This is a genomic window from Pontibacterium sp., assembly GCF_041587635.1.
Lineage (GTDB): Bacteria > Pseudomonadota > Gammaproteobacteria > Pseudomonadales > Balneatricaceae > Pontibacterium.
Genome location: NZ_JBFGYC010000004.1, coordinates 12,054 through 29,695 on the forward strand (window position 1 = coordinate 12,054; position 17,642 = coordinate 29,695).

20 protein-coding genes are annotated in these 17,642 nt (G+C 51.7%); 10 read left to right on the forward strand and 10 right to left on the reverse strand.

Features of this window, described 5'->3' with window-relative positions; genetic code table 11:
- The first annotated feature begins 166 nt into the window (after window positions 1–166).
- The 7 genes from dapC to ABYW01_RS00710 all read left to right on the forward strand — a co-directional run bounded on the left by dapC (window position 167) and on the right by ABYW01_RS00710 (window position 5,619).
- Window positions 167–1,363, forward strand: a complete 1,197-nt coding sequence (gene dapC, locus ABYW01_RS00680) for a succinyldiaminopimelate transaminase (RefSeq protein WP_372830623.1) — start codon at window positions 167–169, stop codon at window positions 1,361–1,363.
- A gap of 26 nt (window positions 1,364–1,389) precedes the next feature.
- Window positions 1,390–1,737 carry an ArsC family reductase gene (locus ABYW01_RS00685; RefSeq protein ID WP_372830624.1) on the forward strand — a complete coding sequence of 116 codons (348 nt, stop codon included), beginning with the start codon at window positions 1,390–1,392 and terminating at the stop codon, window positions 1,735–1,737.
- Between the two features lie 48 nt (window positions 1,738–1,785).
- Window positions 1,786–2,817 carry a 2,3,4,5-tetrahydropyridine-2,6-dicarboxylate N-succinyltransferase gene (gene dapD, locus ABYW01_RS00690; protein ID WP_372830625.1) on the forward strand — a complete coding sequence of 344 codons (1,032 nt, stop codon included), beginning with the start codon at window positions 1,786–1,788 and terminating at the stop codon, window positions 2,815–2,817.
- A gap of 123 nt (window positions 2,818–2,940) precedes the next feature.
- Window positions 2,941–4,080: a succinyl-diaminopimelate desuccinylase gene (gene dapE, locus ABYW01_RS00695; protein ID WP_372830626.1), complete on the forward strand. Its 1,140-nt coding sequence runs from the start codon at window positions 2,941–2,943 to the stop codon at window positions 4,078–4,080.
- Window positions 4,077–4,925 (forward strand): putative RNA methyltransferase, encoded by an 849-nt coding sequence (locus ABYW01_RS00700; RefSeq protein ID WP_372830627.1) that lies wholly within the window; start codon window positions 4,077–4,079, stop codon window positions 4,923–4,925. The genes dapE and ABYW01_RS00700 overlap by 4 nt, the downstream gene beginning before the upstream one ends.
- A gap of 27 nt (window positions 4,926–4,952) precedes the next feature.
- The gene (locus ABYW01_RS00705; RefSeq protein ID WP_372830628.1) at window positions 4,953–5,240 is read left to right on the forward strand and encodes a hypothetical protein; all 288 of its coding nucleotides are present in this window, start codon (window positions 4,953–4,955) and stop codon (window positions 5,238–5,240) included.
- Entirely contained in the window at window positions 5,233–5,619 is a 387-nt protein-coding gene (locus ABYW01_RS00710) for a hypothetical protein (protein WP_372830629.1), read from the forward strand. The genes ABYW01_RS00705 and ABYW01_RS00710 overlap by 8 nt, the downstream gene beginning before the upstream one ends.
- Before the next feature lie 104 nt (window positions 5,620–5,723).
- On the opposite strand, the gene ABYW01_RS00715 is transcribed toward ABYW01_RS00710, so the two are convergent.
- Window positions 5,724–6,149: a hypothetical protein gene (locus tag ABYW01_RS00715; protein WP_372830630.1), complete on the reverse strand. Its 426-nt coding sequence runs from the start codon at window positions 6,147–6,149 to the stop codon at window positions 5,724–5,726.
- 145 nt (window positions 6,150–6,294) lie between these two features.
- On the opposite strand from ABYW01_RS00715, the gene greB reads away from it, so the two are divergent.
- On the forward strand, window positions 6,295–6,813 hold the full coding sequence (gene greB / locus ABYW01_RS00720) for a transcription elongation factor GreB (protein WP_372830631.1): 519 nt from the start codon (window positions 6,295–6,297) through the stop codon (window positions 6,811–6,813).
- A gap of 159 nt (window positions 6,814–6,972) precedes the next feature.
- Here the strand turns inward: greB and ABYW01_RS00725 are convergent, their stop codons facing one another.
- From ABYW01_RS00725 to ABYW01_RS00745, 5 genes are all read right to left on the reverse strand, one after another.
- Window positions 6,973–7,509 carry a cytochrome c gene (locus tag ABYW01_RS00725; RefSeq protein WP_372830632.1) on the reverse strand — a complete coding sequence of 179 codons (537 nt, stop codon included), beginning with the start codon at window positions 7,507–7,509 and terminating at the stop codon, window positions 6,973–6,975.
- Entirely contained in the window at window positions 7,466–7,684 is a 219-nt protein-coding gene (locus ABYW01_RS00730) for an SHOCT domain-containing protein (protein ID WP_372830633.1), read from the reverse strand. Before ABYW01_RS00730 ends, ABYW01_RS00725 begins: the two co-directional genes overlap by 44 nt.
- A gap of 33 nt (window positions 7,685–7,717) precedes the next feature.
- A complete protein-coding gene (locus ABYW01_RS00735) occupies window positions 7,718–8,197 on the reverse strand; it encodes a DUF411 domain-containing protein (protein ID WP_372830634.1) in 480 nt (159 codons plus the stop codon).
- A 60-nt stretch (window positions 8,198–8,257) separates the two neighbouring features.
- Entirely contained in the window at window positions 8,258–8,668 is a 411-nt protein-coding gene (gene cueR / locus ABYW01_RS00740) for a Cu(I)-responsive transcriptional regulator (protein WP_372830635.1), read from the reverse strand.
- 84 nt (window positions 8,669–8,752) lie between these two features.
- Window positions 8,753–9,085 carry a hypothetical protein gene (locus tag ABYW01_RS00745; RefSeq protein ID WP_372830636.1) on the reverse strand — a complete coding sequence of 111 codons (333 nt, stop codon included), beginning with the start codon at window positions 9,083–9,085 and terminating at the stop codon, window positions 8,753–8,755.
- A 1,107-nt stretch (window positions 9,086–10,192) separates the two neighbouring features.
- On the opposite strand from ABYW01_RS00745, the gene ABYW01_RS00750 reads away from it, so the two are divergent.
- Both ABYW01_RS00750 and ABYW01_RS00755 read left to right on the forward strand, forming a co-directional pair.
- A complete protein-coding gene (locus ABYW01_RS00750) occupies window positions 10,193–12,022 on the forward strand; it encodes a copper resistance system multicopper oxidase (protein WP_372830642.1) in 1,830 nt (609 codons plus the stop codon).
- A 14-nt stretch (window positions 12,023–12,036) separates the two neighbouring features.
- Window positions 12,037–12,744: a copper resistance protein B gene (locus tag ABYW01_RS00755; protein ID WP_372830637.1), complete on the forward strand. Its 708-nt coding sequence runs from the start codon at window positions 12,037–12,039 to the stop codon at window positions 12,742–12,744.
- Between the two features lie 76 nt (window positions 12,745–12,820).
- Here the strand turns inward: ABYW01_RS00755 and ABYW01_RS00760 are convergent, their stop codons facing one another.
- The 4 genes from ABYW01_RS00760 to ABYW01_RS00775 all read right to left on the reverse strand — a co-directional run bounded on the left by ABYW01_RS00760 (window position 12,821) and on the right by ABYW01_RS00775 (window position 17,174).
- Window positions 12,821–13,714, reverse strand: a complete 894-nt coding sequence (locus ABYW01_RS00760) for a cytochrome c (RefSeq protein WP_372830638.1) — start codon at window positions 13,712–13,714, stop codon at window positions 12,821–12,823.
- 14 nt (window positions 13,715–13,728) lie between these two features.
- Window positions 13,729–14,313 carry a cytochrome c gene (locus tag ABYW01_RS00765; protein WP_372830639.1) on the reverse strand — a complete coding sequence of 195 codons (585 nt, stop codon included), beginning with the start codon at window positions 14,311–14,313 and terminating at the stop codon, window positions 13,729–13,731.
- Window positions 14,314–14,378: 65 nt separating this feature from the next.
- Window positions 14,379–14,858 carry a hypothetical protein gene (locus tag ABYW01_RS00770; protein WP_372830640.1) on the reverse strand — a complete coding sequence of 160 codons (480 nt, stop codon included), beginning with the start codon at window positions 14,856–14,858 and terminating at the stop codon, window positions 14,379–14,381.
- Between the two features lie 15 nt (window positions 14,859–14,873).
- Window positions 14,874–17,174 (reverse strand): heavy metal translocating P-type ATPase, encoded by a 2,301-nt coding sequence (locus ABYW01_RS00775; RefSeq protein WP_372830641.1) that lies wholly within the window; start codon window positions 17,172–17,174, stop codon window positions 14,874–14,876.
- Between the last annotated feature and the right edge of the window lie 468 nt (window positions 17,175–17,642).

Here is a 17,642-nt window from a genome sequence, read left to right on the forward strand (position 1 = left end):
GTTGTAAAATCCCAACCCTTTTAGTCGGATTTGCACTTAATCGCCGCGCCACAATTCTGTATAATTCCCGGCCTTATTGTGCGCAGAAAACCTGCACTCCGGAGCACGCTCTGGCATTTACGTGCCGAAAGCAGCGCCCCATCATTCAGGTGTATTAGGACATTCGATGAACAAAGATCTCAGCCTCCTGCAGCCTTACCCGTTTGAAAAACTGACCGCGCTGAAAGCGCAGGTTACGCCACCCTCCAATCTGGAACACATTGCGTTTTCCATCGGTGAGCCAAAACACCCTGCCCCTGAGTTTGTGGCAGAGTGTCTGAACGACAATATGGCCCGCCTCTCCAACTACCCGACCACTAAGGGTCTGCCGGAGCTGCGCAAGTCGATTGCTGATTGGTGTGAGCGCCGCTTCAAACTGCAGGCCGGTTCTGTTGATCCTGAAGCCAACGTGCTGCCGGTGAATGGTACCCGTGAGGCGATCTTTGCATTCACTCAGGCGGCGGTGAACCGTCGCGATGACGCCTTGGTGATCTCACCGAATCCGTTCTACCAGATCTACGAAGGTGCCGCGTATCTGGCCGGTGCCAAACCGTTCTACCTGAACTGTCTGGCAGAAAACGGCTTCATCCCGGATTTTGATGCGGTATCTGAAGACGTATGGCAGCGCTGCCAGCTGTTGTTCCTGTGTTCACCAAGCAACCCAACGGGTGCGGTAACTGATCTGGAAACACTGCAGAAGCTGATCAAACTGTCTGATAAGTACGACTTCATCGTCGCATCAGACGAATGTTACTCCGAAATCTATCTGGACGAAGCACAACCACCTGTAGGGTTGCTGGAAGCTTGTGCCGACATGGGCCGTCACGACTACAAAAACTGTGTAGTGATGCATAGCCTGTCCAAGCGCTCCAACCTGCCGGGGCTGCGCTCAGGCTTTATCGCCGGTGATGCCGCACTGCTGGGACCTTTCCTGCAGTACCGCACGTACCACGGCTGCTCTATGCCGGTTCAGCATCAGCTGGCTTCGATTGCGGCCTGGAACGACGAAAACCACGTGTTGGAAAACCGTGATCAGTACCGCCGTAAGTTCGACGCAGTGGTCGAAATTCTGTCTCCGGTGATGGACGTACAGAAACCGGATGCCAGCTTCTACCTGTGGGCGAAAACACCTATCGACGATGACAAATTCGCACAAGGTCTGTTCGAACAGCAGAACCTGACGGTACTGCCGGGTCGATATCTGTCCCGTGAAACCGACGGTGTATTGCCGGGTGCCGGTTATGTACGTATGGCGTTGGTTGCCACGCTGGAAGAGTGTATCGAAGGTGCTCACCGTATCCGTAAATACGTTGAATCGCTGTAAGCACAGTGACGACAGGGTAAAGTCATATGATTACGATGTACGGTATTAAGAACTGCGACACCATCAAAAAGGCCCGCAAATGGCTGGAAGCTGAAGGCATTGAATATCAGTTTCATGATTATCGTAAAGACGGTCTGGACGCCAACCAGTTGAAAAGCTGGGTGAGCGAACTGGGTTGGGAAGTGCTGCTGAACAAGCGTGGTGCCACCTGGCGCAAACTGCCAGACGATGTAAAGAACAATGTTGATGAGGCCTCTGCGATTGAGGTCATGCTGGATAATCCAGCCATCATCAAGCGTCCGTTGCTGGATACCGGTGACGTACGCACAGTCGGTTTTAAGGATGCTGATTACGCATCCCTGCTGGGTCAATAAACACCCGCAACGTATCAAATTTAAATTACAGGTTATTGGAGTCACAACATGACAAATTTTGCATTCGGTCTGGGTGTAGGTACTAAATCTTCTGCGGGCGACCTGCTGGAGGTGTACTACAACGCTCCGCTGCTGAACGCTGACGATGCAATGATTGCAGCTGTTGCAGAAAAAGTCGGTTACACCGGCGGCAACGCAGCGATCGAAATTAAAGAATCTCAGCTGAAAGCACTGGAAGCGGCTTTTCTGGCAGTGGGTGCTGAAGACCAGGCTGAGATCGTTGAGATCCTGGAAGGAACCACTCAGGCGCTGTTCGTTACCATTCTGGAAACCGACGCTGAACCGGCAACCACCGCTGAGGTTTACCTGAAGCTGGCACTGCTGTCTCACCGTCTGGTACAGCCACACGGTCTGAGCCTGGCGGGTATGTTTGGTCTGCTGCCAAACGTTGCCTGGACCTCTGAAGGTGCAGTCTCTATGGATGACCTGTCTAAACGCCAGCTGGCGGCTCGCGCACAGGGTCGTATGCTGCACGTTTACTCTGTTGATAAGTTCCCACAGATGACCAACTACGTGGTACCTGAAGGTATCCGCGTAGGTGATGCATCCCGTATCCGTCTGGGTGCACACGTAGGTGAAGGCACAACTGTCATGCACGAAGGTTTCATCAACTTTAACGCTGGCACCATGGGCGTAAGCATGGTTGAAGGCCGTATCTCTGCAGGGGTTGTCGTGGGTAACGGTTCTGACATCGGTGGTGGTGCATCCACTATGGGTACGCTGTCCGGTGGTAATAACGTTGTGATCTCTGTCGGCGAAAACTGCCTGCTGGGCGCAAACGCAGGTCTGGGCCTGCCACTGGGCGATCGCTGTACATTGGAAGCAGGTCTGTACGTGACCGGTGGTTCTAAAGTCACTGTACTGGACGATCAGAACAACGAAGTCGGTGTTGTTAAAGCGGGCGAACTGGCGGGTAAAACCGACCTGTTGTTCCGTCGCAACTCTCAGAACGGTCGCATCGAAGTGAAGACCAACAAGTCTGCGATCGAACTGAACGAAGAGCTGCACAAGCACAACTAAGCCAGCAGCTTAACGCACCATAGATAACCCGCACTGTAGCGATACAGGGCGGGTTATTCTTTATACTCTGAAGCACACTCTTAACAGTTTCTTAGCTGCCATCTCACTACAGGATCCGTTCACATGGCCCAACTCTCCCCTACGATTGAACTTGCACAGGACCTGATCTCTCGCCGATCCGTCACACCGGAAGACGCCGGATGTCAGGAGCTGATGATCTCCCGTCTGGAGAAACTGGGTTTTAAGATTGAGCGACTGCAGTTTGAAGAGGTGAGCAACTTCTGGGCACGGCGCGGTACCGACGGCCCGCTGTTCTGCTTTGCAGGACACACCGATGTGGTGCCGTCAGGCCCGGAAGATCGCTGGACCTATCCACCGTTTAAGCCAACCATCCACGAAGGGATGTTGCACGGCCGTGGAGCAGCGGATATGAAAGGTGGCATCGCTGCCTTTATGACCGGACTGGAACGTTTTATCGATCACCACCCGGATCACAACGGCTCCATCGCCTTACTGATCACCTCCGATGAGGAAGGCCCGTTTATTAACGGCACAACACGGGTGATCGATCATCTGGAAGCACGTAACGAAAAGATCGATTACTGCATCGTGGGCGAACCGTCCAGCACCAAACACGTGGGCGATGTGATCAAGAACGGTCGTCGTGGTTCCCTGTCCGGTTCTCTGGTCGTACGTGGCAAGCAAGGTCACGTGGCTTATCCACATCTGGTGCGCAACCCGATCCATCTGGTGGCACCAGCACTGGCCGAGTTATCCACCGAGGTCTGGGATGAAGGCAACGATTTCTTCCCACCCACCAGCTTCCAGATCTCCAACATACACTCGGGTACGGGTGCCACCAACGTGGTGCCGGGGCATATCGATGTTGCGTTTAACTTCCGTTTCTCCACTGAAGTCACCGCGGACGAGCTGAAAGTACGGGTGCGCGATATTCTGGATAAACATGGTCTGGAGTGGGATATCGACTGGATTCTGTCCGGCAACCCGTTCCTGACCGCGGCGGGCAGTCTGGTGGAGTCCTGCCAGCAGGCAATCAAAGCCATCACCGGCATGGAGACTGAACTGTCCACCTCTGGCGGCACATCCGACGGTCGCTTTATCGCACCGACCGGCGCTCAGGTCGTTGAGCTCGGTCCGATCAACGCAACCATCCATCAGGTAGACGAACGCGTGAGTGTGAAAGATCTGGATACGTTGTCCGATCTTTACGAAAACATCCTGGCCCGCCTGCTGACTGAATGAGCAACGATTCGATGACTGCACTGCTCGCATGCCCGGTTTGCCAATCTGATCTTTCGCGGCAGGATAACAACCTCTGCTGCGCGCAGGGACACAGCTTTGACCGCGCCAAACAGGGTTACTGGAACTTGTTACTGTCGCATAAGAAGAAGTCCAAAGATCCGGGTGACAATGCCGGTATGGTGCAGTCCCGTCGTGCCTTCCTCGATCAGGGGCATTACACCCAGCTATCCGATCAGGTCAATCAGCTGATACTGGCGAATCTGCCTGCAGATACCGCTCAGATCCTGGATATGGGCTGTGGTGAAGGGTTTTACACGGCCGCGCTGGAACAGGCATTAACTGACGCCGGTCGGCAGGACCAACTGATCGGTCTGGATATATCGAAACACGCGGTAAAAGCCGCCTGCTCCCGCAGTAAAAGCATCGAGTGGTTGGTAGCTTCCGGTGCCAACATTCCGGTGCCCGACAACAGTCTGGACGTTCTGACCGTTCTATTCAGCCGCCTGATGCCCGAGGCTTTTGCCAAGCCATTGAAACAGGATGGACTCCTGTTACTGGCCTGGACCGGTGAGCAACACCTGATTGAGCTGCGAGAGTTGATCTACGACGAGGTGCGTCCATCGGGTTACGATCCGGTCAAGCAGTTGGAATCCGCGTTCGAACTGCAAAGTATCACCGAGGTAAACTACGGTTTTGCACTGCACGACAATCCGAGTATTCAGACACTGCTGGGGATGACGCCTCACAGCCAGCGTATGGCTCAGGCTAAACGAGAACAGTTCGCCCAGCTAGAGCAGCTGAATCTGACCTTAGATGTTAAACTGGGACTCTTTCGTCGCCGATAAGCACCGATAACCGCTAAGAACCTGTTGATGAAAACGCACCGTATACATCCGATCAAGCGCTGGCTCTTTCGCCGCGCAGATAACTACCAGCAAAACCTGAAACTGCTGATCTGCGGTTTTGGTCTCTTTGCGCTAGGTGCGATACTGATTGCAACATCCGAGTTTCTGCTGCGCAGTTCACTGCTGCAGGAAAGTCTGGCCCTATTGGGTCTGGTCATAGCAGGTACCGGTATCATTCTCGCGGCGTTCGGCTATATTTGCCTAAGCGTCCTTCGCCTTTTTAGAATTCTGAGTACACAGCAAACCGATGACTGATCAACGCCATCCCGATATTGAGATCTACGTAAAGAACCGCTCACTGGAAGAGATCGAGCACTGGCTGCGCCAGCGCTTTGACGTGCTCAATACCGACTTCTCCCAAGGCACGGTTCATGAATATAAAGCCGGACTGTCAGATGCCACCATCCCCGTGATGATTCATGAGAAAGTGGTGGGGAAAGCCTGGACCAGCGTCTGGTTTAAGTCTGATAAAACGCTCTGGGCGACCGATCTGGACTGTGCCGCGCAAGCAGCGATCGATCTGGATACTCAGATCCGCTGTATCGCGGGCGGCTGGGCCGATGGCGATGAACCGGATGAATGGTGGAAAGTCGAAAACGGCGAGCAGGAAAAGATTCAGTGGCGCACCAGCTAACGAAATCTTTGCACTGAAAGTGGTCTGCTGCCACTTTCAGTCGCTTAAGCAGTGTATATCCGAAGCGTTTAGCTAAAGTTGATGCAGTATCGTGTTAACTGACCTTAAGCGGTCTGACTGATCTGCTGCTGCGAAGTTGCGATTTCACTCAGCATTGCACCACCGGAAATCAGACCCATCTTCGCCAGTGAATCATTCACCCGCCGACTCTGGCTTGGCACCAATGCTTCCGTTTCAATATAGCTGTTGATATACGCAAACTCACCACGCTGATGTTTGTTCACTGACAGATTCAATCGCTCCGTCACATCGGCATTATAAAGGTCGTTTGGGTTGGGGTATTGCAGATCGGTTTCAGGCAGTTCAAAACCTTCACCGCGTATCGCCGGACGCCCAGAGGATGGCATCTCCTGATTGGCAGCGATCAGGCTAAGCAACATGGAAAACTGGGCACCGCTACCACTCTGTACCGCTTGGGTCAGATTCGAGGTATATGTTTCTATGCGGGCCTGAATTTTCTCTGTTTGCATCTCACCGGGCTGCATTATGCAGGAATCAATTTGCTGTCCCATTCTTATCGGCGACAGGCTAAAATTCTTTATCTAAATTGTTGCACTTAAATCGTTCAACCTTACGTCTGCCTTCGTGCATACGTAACTGACTGTCAGGAAATGTATGGGCCGCTGGCGACCACCCCAACCGAAGAAGTCCAAGTATATCACTGCGGAAGGCTATAAATGTCTGAACGATGAGCTGAAATACCTGTGGAAAGTAAAGCGTCCCGAGATCACTCAATCGGTCTCAGAAGCGGCTGCTCAAGGCGACCGTTCGGAAAACGCCGAGTATATCTACGGTAAAAAGCAGCTGCGCGAAATCGATCGCCGGGTACGTTATCTATCGAAGCGTCTGGAAGATATCACGGTTGTGGATCGGATCCCTGAGAACCGGGATAAGGTATTCTTTGGTGCCTGGGTCACCATCGAAGATGAGGAAGAAACCCGCCACCGTTATCGTATTGTCGGGCCTGATGAGATCGAACCCGGCAGCGACTACATCAGCATGGATTCACCGCTGGCAAAACAGTTGCTGAAAAAAGAGATCGGCGACGAGATATGGCTGCACAAACCCAACGGAGAAGATGTCTGGTACGAGATCGTCGCCGTTGACTATCAGGCGTATGATACTGATTTATGACAGCTATAGTCTTTATCCAGTAACCAGAGCACATCAGTACAAGCTCTTCGTATAGCCAATCACCCTAGGGCGATGGCTACTCAAAAATTGGGCACATCTCTCATATTGTTAGGAATAAGCAGTTGGCGCCGTCTAAGACGCCAACATAGCCTCAAAGGACTACTTCAACCCTCCGCGACTGATCCAGGCCTGATAAATCTGATCACTCCAATGACTCTGAAAATAAGCGATCACAGCCTCCTGATCCGACTCATCCAGAGTGCCGCCAAACCCGGGCATTGAACCACCCAACGCTTGCCCGCCGTTCTGCACGGTGAGCTTGAGCCCTTTGAGTGGATGATGCCAGGCATGGGCCGTGCCATTTAACGGTGGCGGCGGGTATTTACCGTTGGCCAAGGGCGTACGCCAATCTTCTGTTCCTTGCGCAGCGGCACCATGACAACTGGCACAGTTAGCCAGAAATAGCGACTTACCGTCAGCCACTTGTGACGGTGTATACCAGCGACCAGAAACAGTCGGTTCAGTCTTACCGCAGGCCGCCAACGCAGAGATAAGTAGGACGACTACGCCCGCCTGCCCCCACTTTCTAGACCGAAAAGACAGTGTCCACCAGCCCCCTTGTTTCTTCTTTGGTTTCCCGTATCGCGGACTTTCATCGTTCCAGCTCATCGCATTTCCGCCGATACTCCTGCTCATCTATCTCACCTTTTGCAAACCGTTCATCTAAAATCTTGCGGGCCTTGTTTTCAGCGTTTCCGGCACTTCTACCTCCGACTGCCCGGATCACACACCAAATCAGGAAGACAATAATTAACAGCCAAAAAATCATCCATAATCCATGCCCCATCAACCAGCCATCAGGATGTAACATACGAACCTCCTTCCTTATAGCTCCCGCTTAAGCTCAATAATCGCTATAGCTCTGATAAACGTCGATCTGGTTTTCAGTGTTCACTGAATACACCTTGAACGGTTGCTTAGCCGCGCCCGGCATATCCATCCCCGGACCACCCGATGGCATTCCTGGTACGGTTAACAAGCGCACATTACTCTTCTGACTCAGTAACCGTTTTATATCCTGTGCGGGCACGTGGCCTTCGATCACTTTGCCATTTACTTCTGCGGTATGGCATGAAGCTCCCTGCGGCGGCACGCCCAAACGCTGCTTATGCGGATTTACATCAGCAACCACAACATCGTTCACCTCAAAATTGTGATCTTTCAAGTGAGTGATCCAGCCTTTACAGCAGCCACAAGTCTCACTGCGATAAACGGTAATTTCATACCGCTGGTCCGACTTCCCTTCCAGCCAGACAGGATCACCCGCCATCACATTCATGCCAGGTAATACAACAAACAACGCCGTAATAAGTAATTTTTTCATAACAATCTCCACACTAATCAAACTGGGACATATCAGATCAAGCCCCGTTTTATACAAATATCAATTGATCTCTTTATCAGCACGATCACAACTCAGAGCATCCAATATTGGGCAATCCGCACTATCGTCCCCCCGACATTGATGAGACAAGGTGAGTAACTGGTCACGCATCTGAGTTAATTGCTCCAGCTGTTGGTTGATCTGATCAACATGATCCAACACCCGTGCTTTTACCTCAGCACTACGCCGCTGCGGATTGTGTAAGAGTTCTAATAATTCTCGACTCTGCCCTAACGAAAAACCCAGATCACGAGCCCGCTTAATAAAACGAAGCTGCTGTAGCTGCTGTTCGCTATAGACGCGGTAACCGTTCTCAGCACGAACGGCGGCACCAATAACCCCTTGCTGCTCGTAGAAGCGGATGGTTTTACTGCTCAGACCTGACAGTTTCGCTGCTTGTGAGATATTCACGCGCTGCGCTCCTCTGTTAAAAGGTGTTTTAAGCTCTATGAATTTTTTGATCGGAATCAGCCGTCAAAAGGCTGTTGATCAAATTTAGGCAATAGCCCGTGGAGGGTGTTCGATAAGCGCACCGCGAAGATAAGCGTAGGTTTTCATACTGAGTAGAGAAACAGCCATAATGGGAGGGAGTGGGGTCAAACCATCAGCTGGCAGGAACAATATAGCGCCGCCTGAGCAACTATGCTCCGCCGGACACGTCGTGTCATCGCACGCCTCAGACATAGCACTACATGCATCTTCACAATTCATATGCTCCATCATCGTAATGTCCGACCCACTCTTCTGCTCAAGCCCGATCGCATAGCTCAGCTGTCCCCAACAAAGGAGCAACGTCATTACCAACAGGATGGGTTTGGACAGTTTCATATGATCAGCTTAAACCTAGCGTGAAAGCACGAAGAATTCATATCAGGATTACCGAGATTCACTTAAAAATCAAATACAAATTAACCCCTTCATGTTTTATGACAATACTGTTTGACCTTCCCGCTACTGGAAGCCCTAAGCTTAATTGAACATCGCCTTATGCTCCTCATGGGGTGTTTTCACAACCACGTATGAGGTCTCTGAATGCACATTGTAAAGCACACCATCAGTATCCCTCCCGGCACTCCGACAGCAGAACTTCTGTCGGAATTGAGAGCACTGAAGGGAATGCAACAAGCAGATATCACTCATCACAAACTCACACTGAAGTACGATGTCATCCAATTACAATGGCACACCATCGATCCTCTGATCAGACACTGTCTGAACAACGAGGTCGGACTGCTCTACCCACTACAAAGCTGGCTCTTAATATTTACGGATCAGAATCAGAGAGACAATGCGACCTATCAACCCCGTTGCTGTAATAAACCACCGCGGTGACAACAATAACAAAGCCAGTAACAGGTTCTATACTGAAACCATATCGTGTACACCCTCAACCACATGGGCTACGCATCTGATAGAACCAGAACTCTATGCGGAAAACACACTATCTGAATACTCTTACGCTGTTAATTATCCTGCTCCTGTTGTTAGGAGCTGCAACAACGCGTGCCTCAGATGTTCGTGATCCTCAAACGCCCTCACACCACTATGCCTTAGCAACAGCGATTGACCCTGCGATTGAAATACCCGGTGATGAGCACCCTTTCCAGAATAGCTGTCCAAATACATGTGACATGGGAGTCATGAGCTGCAGCGATTGTGATAACTGCACATATGGTTGCGACCCGGGAATCACTCCAGCATTCACGCCCCACACCGGCGAAACATCCGCAGTTAATTTACCCTCCTCTGACTCAACATCCCATCACACCTGCACTCTCAAACGACCGCCCAGAGATCGTTCTCTCACGTAGACCTGCACTGTGCCGCTTCAACCCTGCGGGGTCTGTAGCGGTCACTTTATTCGAATACCTCACCTGACAGGTACCGATTAAGCACCACATACCGACCGGTCAGTGAATAGAACGAGTACTTATGATGAAAAATAAAAACTCAACTCCGTCTGGCGTACAACTAGATAGACGTCGCTTTGTCACGGGTATTGCAATGGGCGGCGTAATCGCCGGTTTTAGTTTACGGGCGGGCCACCTGATCGCAGCGCCCACAGCTCCCGCCCGCATCCCGGAATTACGCGGTAAAGTGTTTGATCTAAACATCGGCCAACAGGCTGTGAACTTCACCGGATCACCTCGCTTTGCCACCACCGTAAACGGATCACTGCCCGCTCCAACATTACGTTTCAAAGAGGGCGACAGAGTTACGCTGAAAGTCAGCAACACACTGGCGGAAGACAGTTCCATCCATTGGCACGGACTGATACTACCAACCGATATGGACGGTGTCCCAGGCCTCTCCTTTGCAGGAATCAAACCCGGTGGCAGTTACACCTATACATTCGATGTTGGTCAGTCTGGTACGTACTGGTATCACAGCCATTCTGGTTTTCAGGAGCAGACTGGCTTATACGGTGCCATCATCATCGATCCGAAAGAACCCGAGCCTTTTACCTATGATCGCGAGTACGTGATGATGCTCTCGGACTGGACCGACGAAGATCCGGTCGATGTGTACGCCAAGCTCAAAAAAATGAGCCACTACTACAACTTCAATGAGCGTACCGTGTCAGATACCTGGCGTGAGATTAAAGAACGAGGAGTTAAATCAACGTTTAAAGCACGCGAAATGTGGAACCAGATGCGGATGAGCGAAACCGATATCTCAGACGTCACGGGTTACACCTACAGTTTCCTAATGAACGGGCAAACCCCGGCCGAAGGCTGGAAGGGTCTGTTCCGTAAAGGAGAAAAGGTCCGCCTGCGCTTTATCAACAGCGCCGCGATGACATTCTTCGATGTACGGATACCTGGATTAAAAATGACTGTAGTCGCGGCAGACGGGCAACACGTGCAACCCGTCACTGTCGATGAATTCCGCATCGGCGTTGCCGAAACATACGATGTGATTGTTGAGCCGTCAGATGACAACGCCTATACGGTTTTTGCCCAAGCTATTGATCGCTCAGGTTATGCTCGCGGCACACTGACACCCGATTACAGCTTGAATGGCGAGGTCCCTGCTCTTGATCCCGTGCCGATCCTTACACACGGCGATATGGGGATGGGAGGTATGGATCACAGGATACACAGTATGGGTAGTAGGAATAGTGGTGGAATGGACCACTCGATGCATAATCAGGGCAGTATGAGCGGCTCCCAGAGTATGGACCACTCCATGCACAATATGGGCGGCTCCGGCGGTATGAATCACTCCAGCATGACGACAAATACTCCCCCCCTGCAACATGCGGCCACAGAATACGGTCCCCATGTCGATATGCGAGCCGATACCCCCTTATACCGTCTGGATGACCCCGGCGTAGGATTGCGTAATAACGGGCGTCATGTACTCACGTATGCTGACCTGAAAAACCTCAACCCCACACCTGATCAACGGGATCCCAGCCGCGAGATCAATCTTCATCTGACCGGCAATATGAGCCGCTATATGTGGTCAATCAACGGCGTTAAATATGCCAATGCTGAACCGATCCAACTCAAATACGGTGAGCGTGTACGCATCAATTTTGTCAACGACACGATGATGAACCATCCGATGCACTTACACGGTATGTGGAGCGACCTGGAAACGGGCGACGACCGCTACATCCCGCGCAAACACACCGTTATCGTACAACCGGGATCGCAGATCAGTTATCGCGTGACCGCTGATGCCAAAGGCAAATGGGCCTACCACTGCCATTTGATCTACCACATGCTCGGTATGTTCCGCGAAGTCCATGTGAGCTGATAGGGAGAGATGCGATGAATAAATCAACCATTTCAACACTGATGATATCAACTCTGCTGCTTAACCCACAGGCCATAGCAGGCATGAAGGATGACCCACTCCTGACCATGATTACCATTGATCAGCTGGAAAAGCGCGATACCAGCACCGGTCATCCTCTGGTTTGGGAGCTTCAAGGCTGGGTAGGCTATGACCTCCATAAACTAACCTTTAAAACTGAAGGCGAGCGGGTTAACAGTGACACAGAAGCCGCTGAACTACAGATACTCTATAGCCGGGCCATAACCCCATACTGGGATTTTCAGGCAGGTATTCGCCACGACTTCAAGCCTGAACCTACTCAGAACTGGGCCATTATCGGGTTTCAGGGCATTGCCCCTTATTTCTTCGAAACTGACGCCAGTGTGTTTATCGGCGAGTCAGGACAAACTGCCTTTCGATTCGAATTAGAATACGAAATGATGCTCACTCAGCGCTGGGTGTTATCGCCAGAGATAGAGGTCAACCTCTATGGCGAAAATGATGAAGCCAGAGGGGTCGGCGCGGGGCTTTCCAATATGGAGCTGGGATTACGTCTGCGTTATGAGATTCGGCGTGAGTTTGCACCGTACATCGGCATCAACTGGGAACGAAAATTTGGTAATAGCGCAGACTTTGCCCGCGAAGAGGGAGAAGACGGTAATGACCTGCAGGTTGTCGTTGGCATTCGGGCCTGGTTTTAGCTTCCTGTCAAAACTCCGTGACTGAACAAAGCCCCCTTACAGATCTATCCTTAAGGGGGCTTCTTAGCACATACGTTTATTTCTGGCGGTTTAGCAGGTAATACGCCATCGCCTCCAGATCCTGCCGTTGAAGATAACCTGTACCATCCCGCACGACCTCTCCCATACTTCCACCAAACACATCACCATCTGGTTTAATCCCTGACTGTAGGGCGTAAGCCAGATCCTTTACAGACCACCCCGCCTGCCTCAATGCATCAGAGGTAATAGCAGGAATGCGTCCTTCATCGCTCAATAACGAACGACTACCTGCGTAAGCCTGCTCCCGATCCAAAGCACCAAACGTGTTACGTGGCGTGTGACACGCTGCACAATGTGCTGCACTCTCGACCAAATAGGCACCTCGACGATACGTCTCATCTTCCACGTCACTCTCCACCAAGCGTCCCTCTTTAAAGAACATCGTCTGCCACAAGTTCAGACCGTCACGTTGATTAAATGGGAAGTTCAGTCGATGAGGTTCGCTAGGCCGGGACACTGGAGGCACGGTCCTAAAGGCCGCCCACAGGTCTGCAATGTCCTGATCACTCAACCCCGTATAGAAGCTATAAGGGAACGCTGGATAATACGGTCGCCCATCTGGTGACACCCCCTTACGAAGCGCCGCAGCAAATTGCTCCAGCGTCCAACCACCAATTCCATGCTGCTTATCCGTAGTCAGATTGGGGGCATAAAAGGTTCCAAACGGTGTTTTCAAACCTGGCCCACCTGCTAAGGGAGGCCCTCCGTCATCAATTGATGTATGACAAGCGATGCAACCCGATGCCCGAGCGAGATAAGCTCCTCGCGCAGCATCGCCTTCTGACACACTCAAAACCTCCGGACCGACATTGGCCAACAAGGGCAAACTGTTCCAACCTACCACTGCGACAACCGACGTTACACCAAGTAACATAGCAAAACGCTTCATCGGCTCATCCCCCGTCAGTCTTCAGCTCGATAGCGTGTATGGCAAGATGAACAATTATCGGTCAACATTTTAAACACCATCTCGGATGGCATCTCGGCGTAATGCTCCGGTGTATCCATTTTGCCACCCATCATATGTCCACCACCCATCATACTTTTTCCCATCATCGAACCAGAACCACCACCCATCATATGACCGGACGATTTGGCTTCGCTCACAGACCGGTTATCAGCAGAGTCATGTAAGCCCTGACTGATCACCTGTTGGCGCTTGGCCAGTTTCTCAAAACGCTCCCACTCCTGCCAGATATTCGGTTTGGCTTCAGAGGGGCTGTGTGCACTGCCTTTCGGAAACAAAGTGGTCATCGCGTTACCCGAATTATCGCGAATAATCAGTGCAGCTTTACGCACGGTATCAGCATCATATTCCTGCTCCCCTTTATAAATTGCAGAAAGCGTTTTCATGGCTCCTTTCATATTATCCATAAGATCCATACGCTCTTTCACCACCCCTTTAGCGCCGCCATGCGCAAACACAAGCGGAGTCGATACAACAATTACAGTGGAAACAACAACAGACAACATAGCTTTACGTAACATAAGTCTTACTCCAAAAATCAAAGCATTAAGCGAGCACGCAGTACCCGCAGAATAATCAGTGACAATCAGAACCCAGACTTAGGAGGTGGCAGCTCAAGGGAGGAATCAGGAGAGGGATGTTCGGGGACGGGAGCAGAATGAATACCCGCCCTTACCCGAACAACATCATGACTATAAACGATCACTGTACACAGCGTATGTGCAGGATGGCATTCGGATTTATGTGCCACATCGGCCACTCCCCCCTGATGCTCATACACATCTACTGATGGAGTATGGTGCCGATGTGAAAGTTGACCAGAAATATGTCCCGACTGCTCTGAATCCAGAACTATCGCATGCACCTGAAGCGGTTGAATCTGCACGACTAACATCAACAACAGCACGACCAGGCCTTGTAAACGCATGCCCATCTTTTCCGCGGATACTCCAGCTGTATTCATTAGTATGCTGCGCAACACTTTATTCAATGCTGATCCGGTGTATATAGCCAGAACCACCACACGATCAGTGCAATCAGCACCAGTCCCAAAAGATTTATCCACATCATATCAAGTCCCTCAGGATTTCTCCTGCCCCAGTTTTAATAGGCGCAGACGGTTGGCGTTAGTCACAACAGTCACCGAGGAGCAAGCCATTGCCGCTCCCGCAATGACAGGATTGAGCAGCAATCCTGTCAACGGATAGAGTATCCCAGCAGCAATTGGGATACCTGCCACGTTATAGATAAACGCACCAAACAGGTTTTGCCTGATATTTTTCAACGTTGCGCGACTGACCGTAACAGCATCCGCCAAACCATGCAGCGATGCCCGCATCAGGGTGATGTCGGCACTTTCGATGGCCACGTCAGTGCCACTGCCAATGGCAAAGCCAACATCGGCCTGCGCCAGTGCGGGGGCATCATTGATACCATCACCGGTCATGCCCACTATTTGGCCTTGCTGCTGCAACGCCTTGACCTTGCTGGCTTTGTCTTGCGGCAGTACCTCGGCAAAGAACTCATCCACTCCAACCTGAGCGGCCACTGCTTTAGCCGTGTTGTGATTGTCTCCGGTCAACATCACCACACGCATCCCTTCGGATTGCAATCGAGCAATGGCCGCACGAGAATCTTCACGTACCGGGTCAGAGATCCCGATAATCGCGGCTAACTGGTTATCTAACGCTACATACACAGGGGTTTTCGCCTCAGCGGCCATGCGATTCACCACGGTGCGCGCCGCTTGTGTTGTCACCTCATGGGTGTCCATCATCGCCAGGTTCCCCAACAACACCTGAGTGCCTGCTATCTGCCCCTGTACACCTTTACCGGCCGTGGCATGGAAATCACTCGCAGCCTCAATCTGACAGTTATGTGCACGCGCCGCCTCCAGTACAGCATTAGCCAACGGATGTTCTGATCCCGTTTCAAGACCCGCCGCATGGGTGAGTACCTGTGTTTCAGAAAAACCATTGAGTGTATAAATTTCAGTGACCTGAGGCTGACCGGCAGTGATCGTGCCGGTTTTATCCAACACCATGGTGGTGATCTTCGATGCGGTCTGCAGTGCTTCACCATTACGAATCAGCACACCCGCTTCTGCCGCCTTACCCACCCCCACAATGACCGACATGGGCGTTGCCAGTCCAAGTGCACAGGGACAGGCAATAATCAGTACCGTGGTGGCTGATACCAGCGCCAGTGCAATCGCCGGTTCTGGCCCGAAATTCAACCAGACCAGCGCGGTAATAACGGCAACAATCATAATCGTTGGTACAAAATACGCGGAGATCTGATCTGCCAAACGACTGATCGGCAATTTGGCATTCTGCGCCTGTTTCACCATACCGATAATTTGCGACAAGGTTGTCTGCTGACCTACCCGCGTCGCCTCTAACAGAACCGATCCGGTTTTATTCAGCGTACCGGCAACCATCTCATCGTCGGTGGATTTTTCCACCGGGATCGGCTCACCCGTCAGCATCGATTCATCCACCGCAGTGTGACCCTCCAGTACCACACCATCAACGGGCACTTTCTCACCCGGACGAATACGTACGTGGTCTCCCTGTTGCACGTCATCGATATCCACGTCGACCTCTTCACCCTCTCGCACAATCCGTGCCTTGCGGGTTTGCAGGCCGATCAAACGCTTAATGGCTTCTGACGTCCGGCCACGTGCCCTTAATTCCAGCGCCAACCCAAGATTTATCAGGCCGATGATCATCGCGGTCGCTTCGAAATATACATGCCGGGCTAACTCTGGCAGCAGATCAGGCGCCAACGCCACCGCCATTGAATACAACCAGGCCGTACCCGTGCCGAGTGCGATCAGGGTATCCATATTGGCATTGTGGTTACGGACCGATTTCCACGCCCCGATATAGAAGTGACGACCGGGAAACAACATCACCAGCAACGTGACCAATCCCACAACTAACCAACCAAGCTGCGATGCACCCGCGGATACTTTCATCTCCCCGCCCAGCACACCATAAAGCATCAGAGGTATGCCTACGCCCAAGGCAATCACAACGTTGCCCAGCAGCTGCTTATAACGCCGCTGCTCCGCCTGTTCTTTTTCGACCAGCAGCTCCGCTTCGGCGTCACCGGATGTCAGTTTGGCATGATACCCCGCATTTTCGACCGCATTGATCAGCATATCCGCGCTGGCAATACCCTCAACGCTGACCGTGCGCTGCGCGAAGTTCATTACCGCCGACTCAACCCCCTCAACGGCATTGAGCGCCTTTTCAATTTTGCCCACACAACTGACACAGCCCGCACCCTCAATTAGCAACTCCTGCTGATTCGAAAGAGATGCGTCTGGGGCTAAGGCCTGACTATCGGTTGATAGGAACTGATGTACTGAAGCCATCCGTTTCACCTCCACGGATCAATATCATCAACGTTGCGTTGTTGCGATGTTGCGTTAGACGCAGCGCGATACAAAAAAACATAAATCTACTGGAAACATAGCCTAGACCTTCCAGCAACGGTAAGGTCAAGCGCAATAGTGGTGATCAGGCGCAGGAGATTTTGGGGAAAGAGGGAAGAAAGCCAAATTTCAGGCATAAAAAAACCGCCAAAGGGCGGAGTTTTTAATGGTGGGTCGTATAGGATTGTGGCGCGCTTTGCGCTTACCCTGCGCCTAAAGACTTGGGCCGTTGTCGTAAACGCCAACGTGGTCTCGCCAGTATGACTGGCTCGGCTCGAACCTTGACGGTTCTCATCTCTATACTCTCACCTTAAAAAGGCATAAAAAAACCGCCAGATGGCGGAGTTTTTAATGGTGGGTCGTATAGGATTCGAACCTATGACCAATTGGTTAAAAGCCAACTGCTCT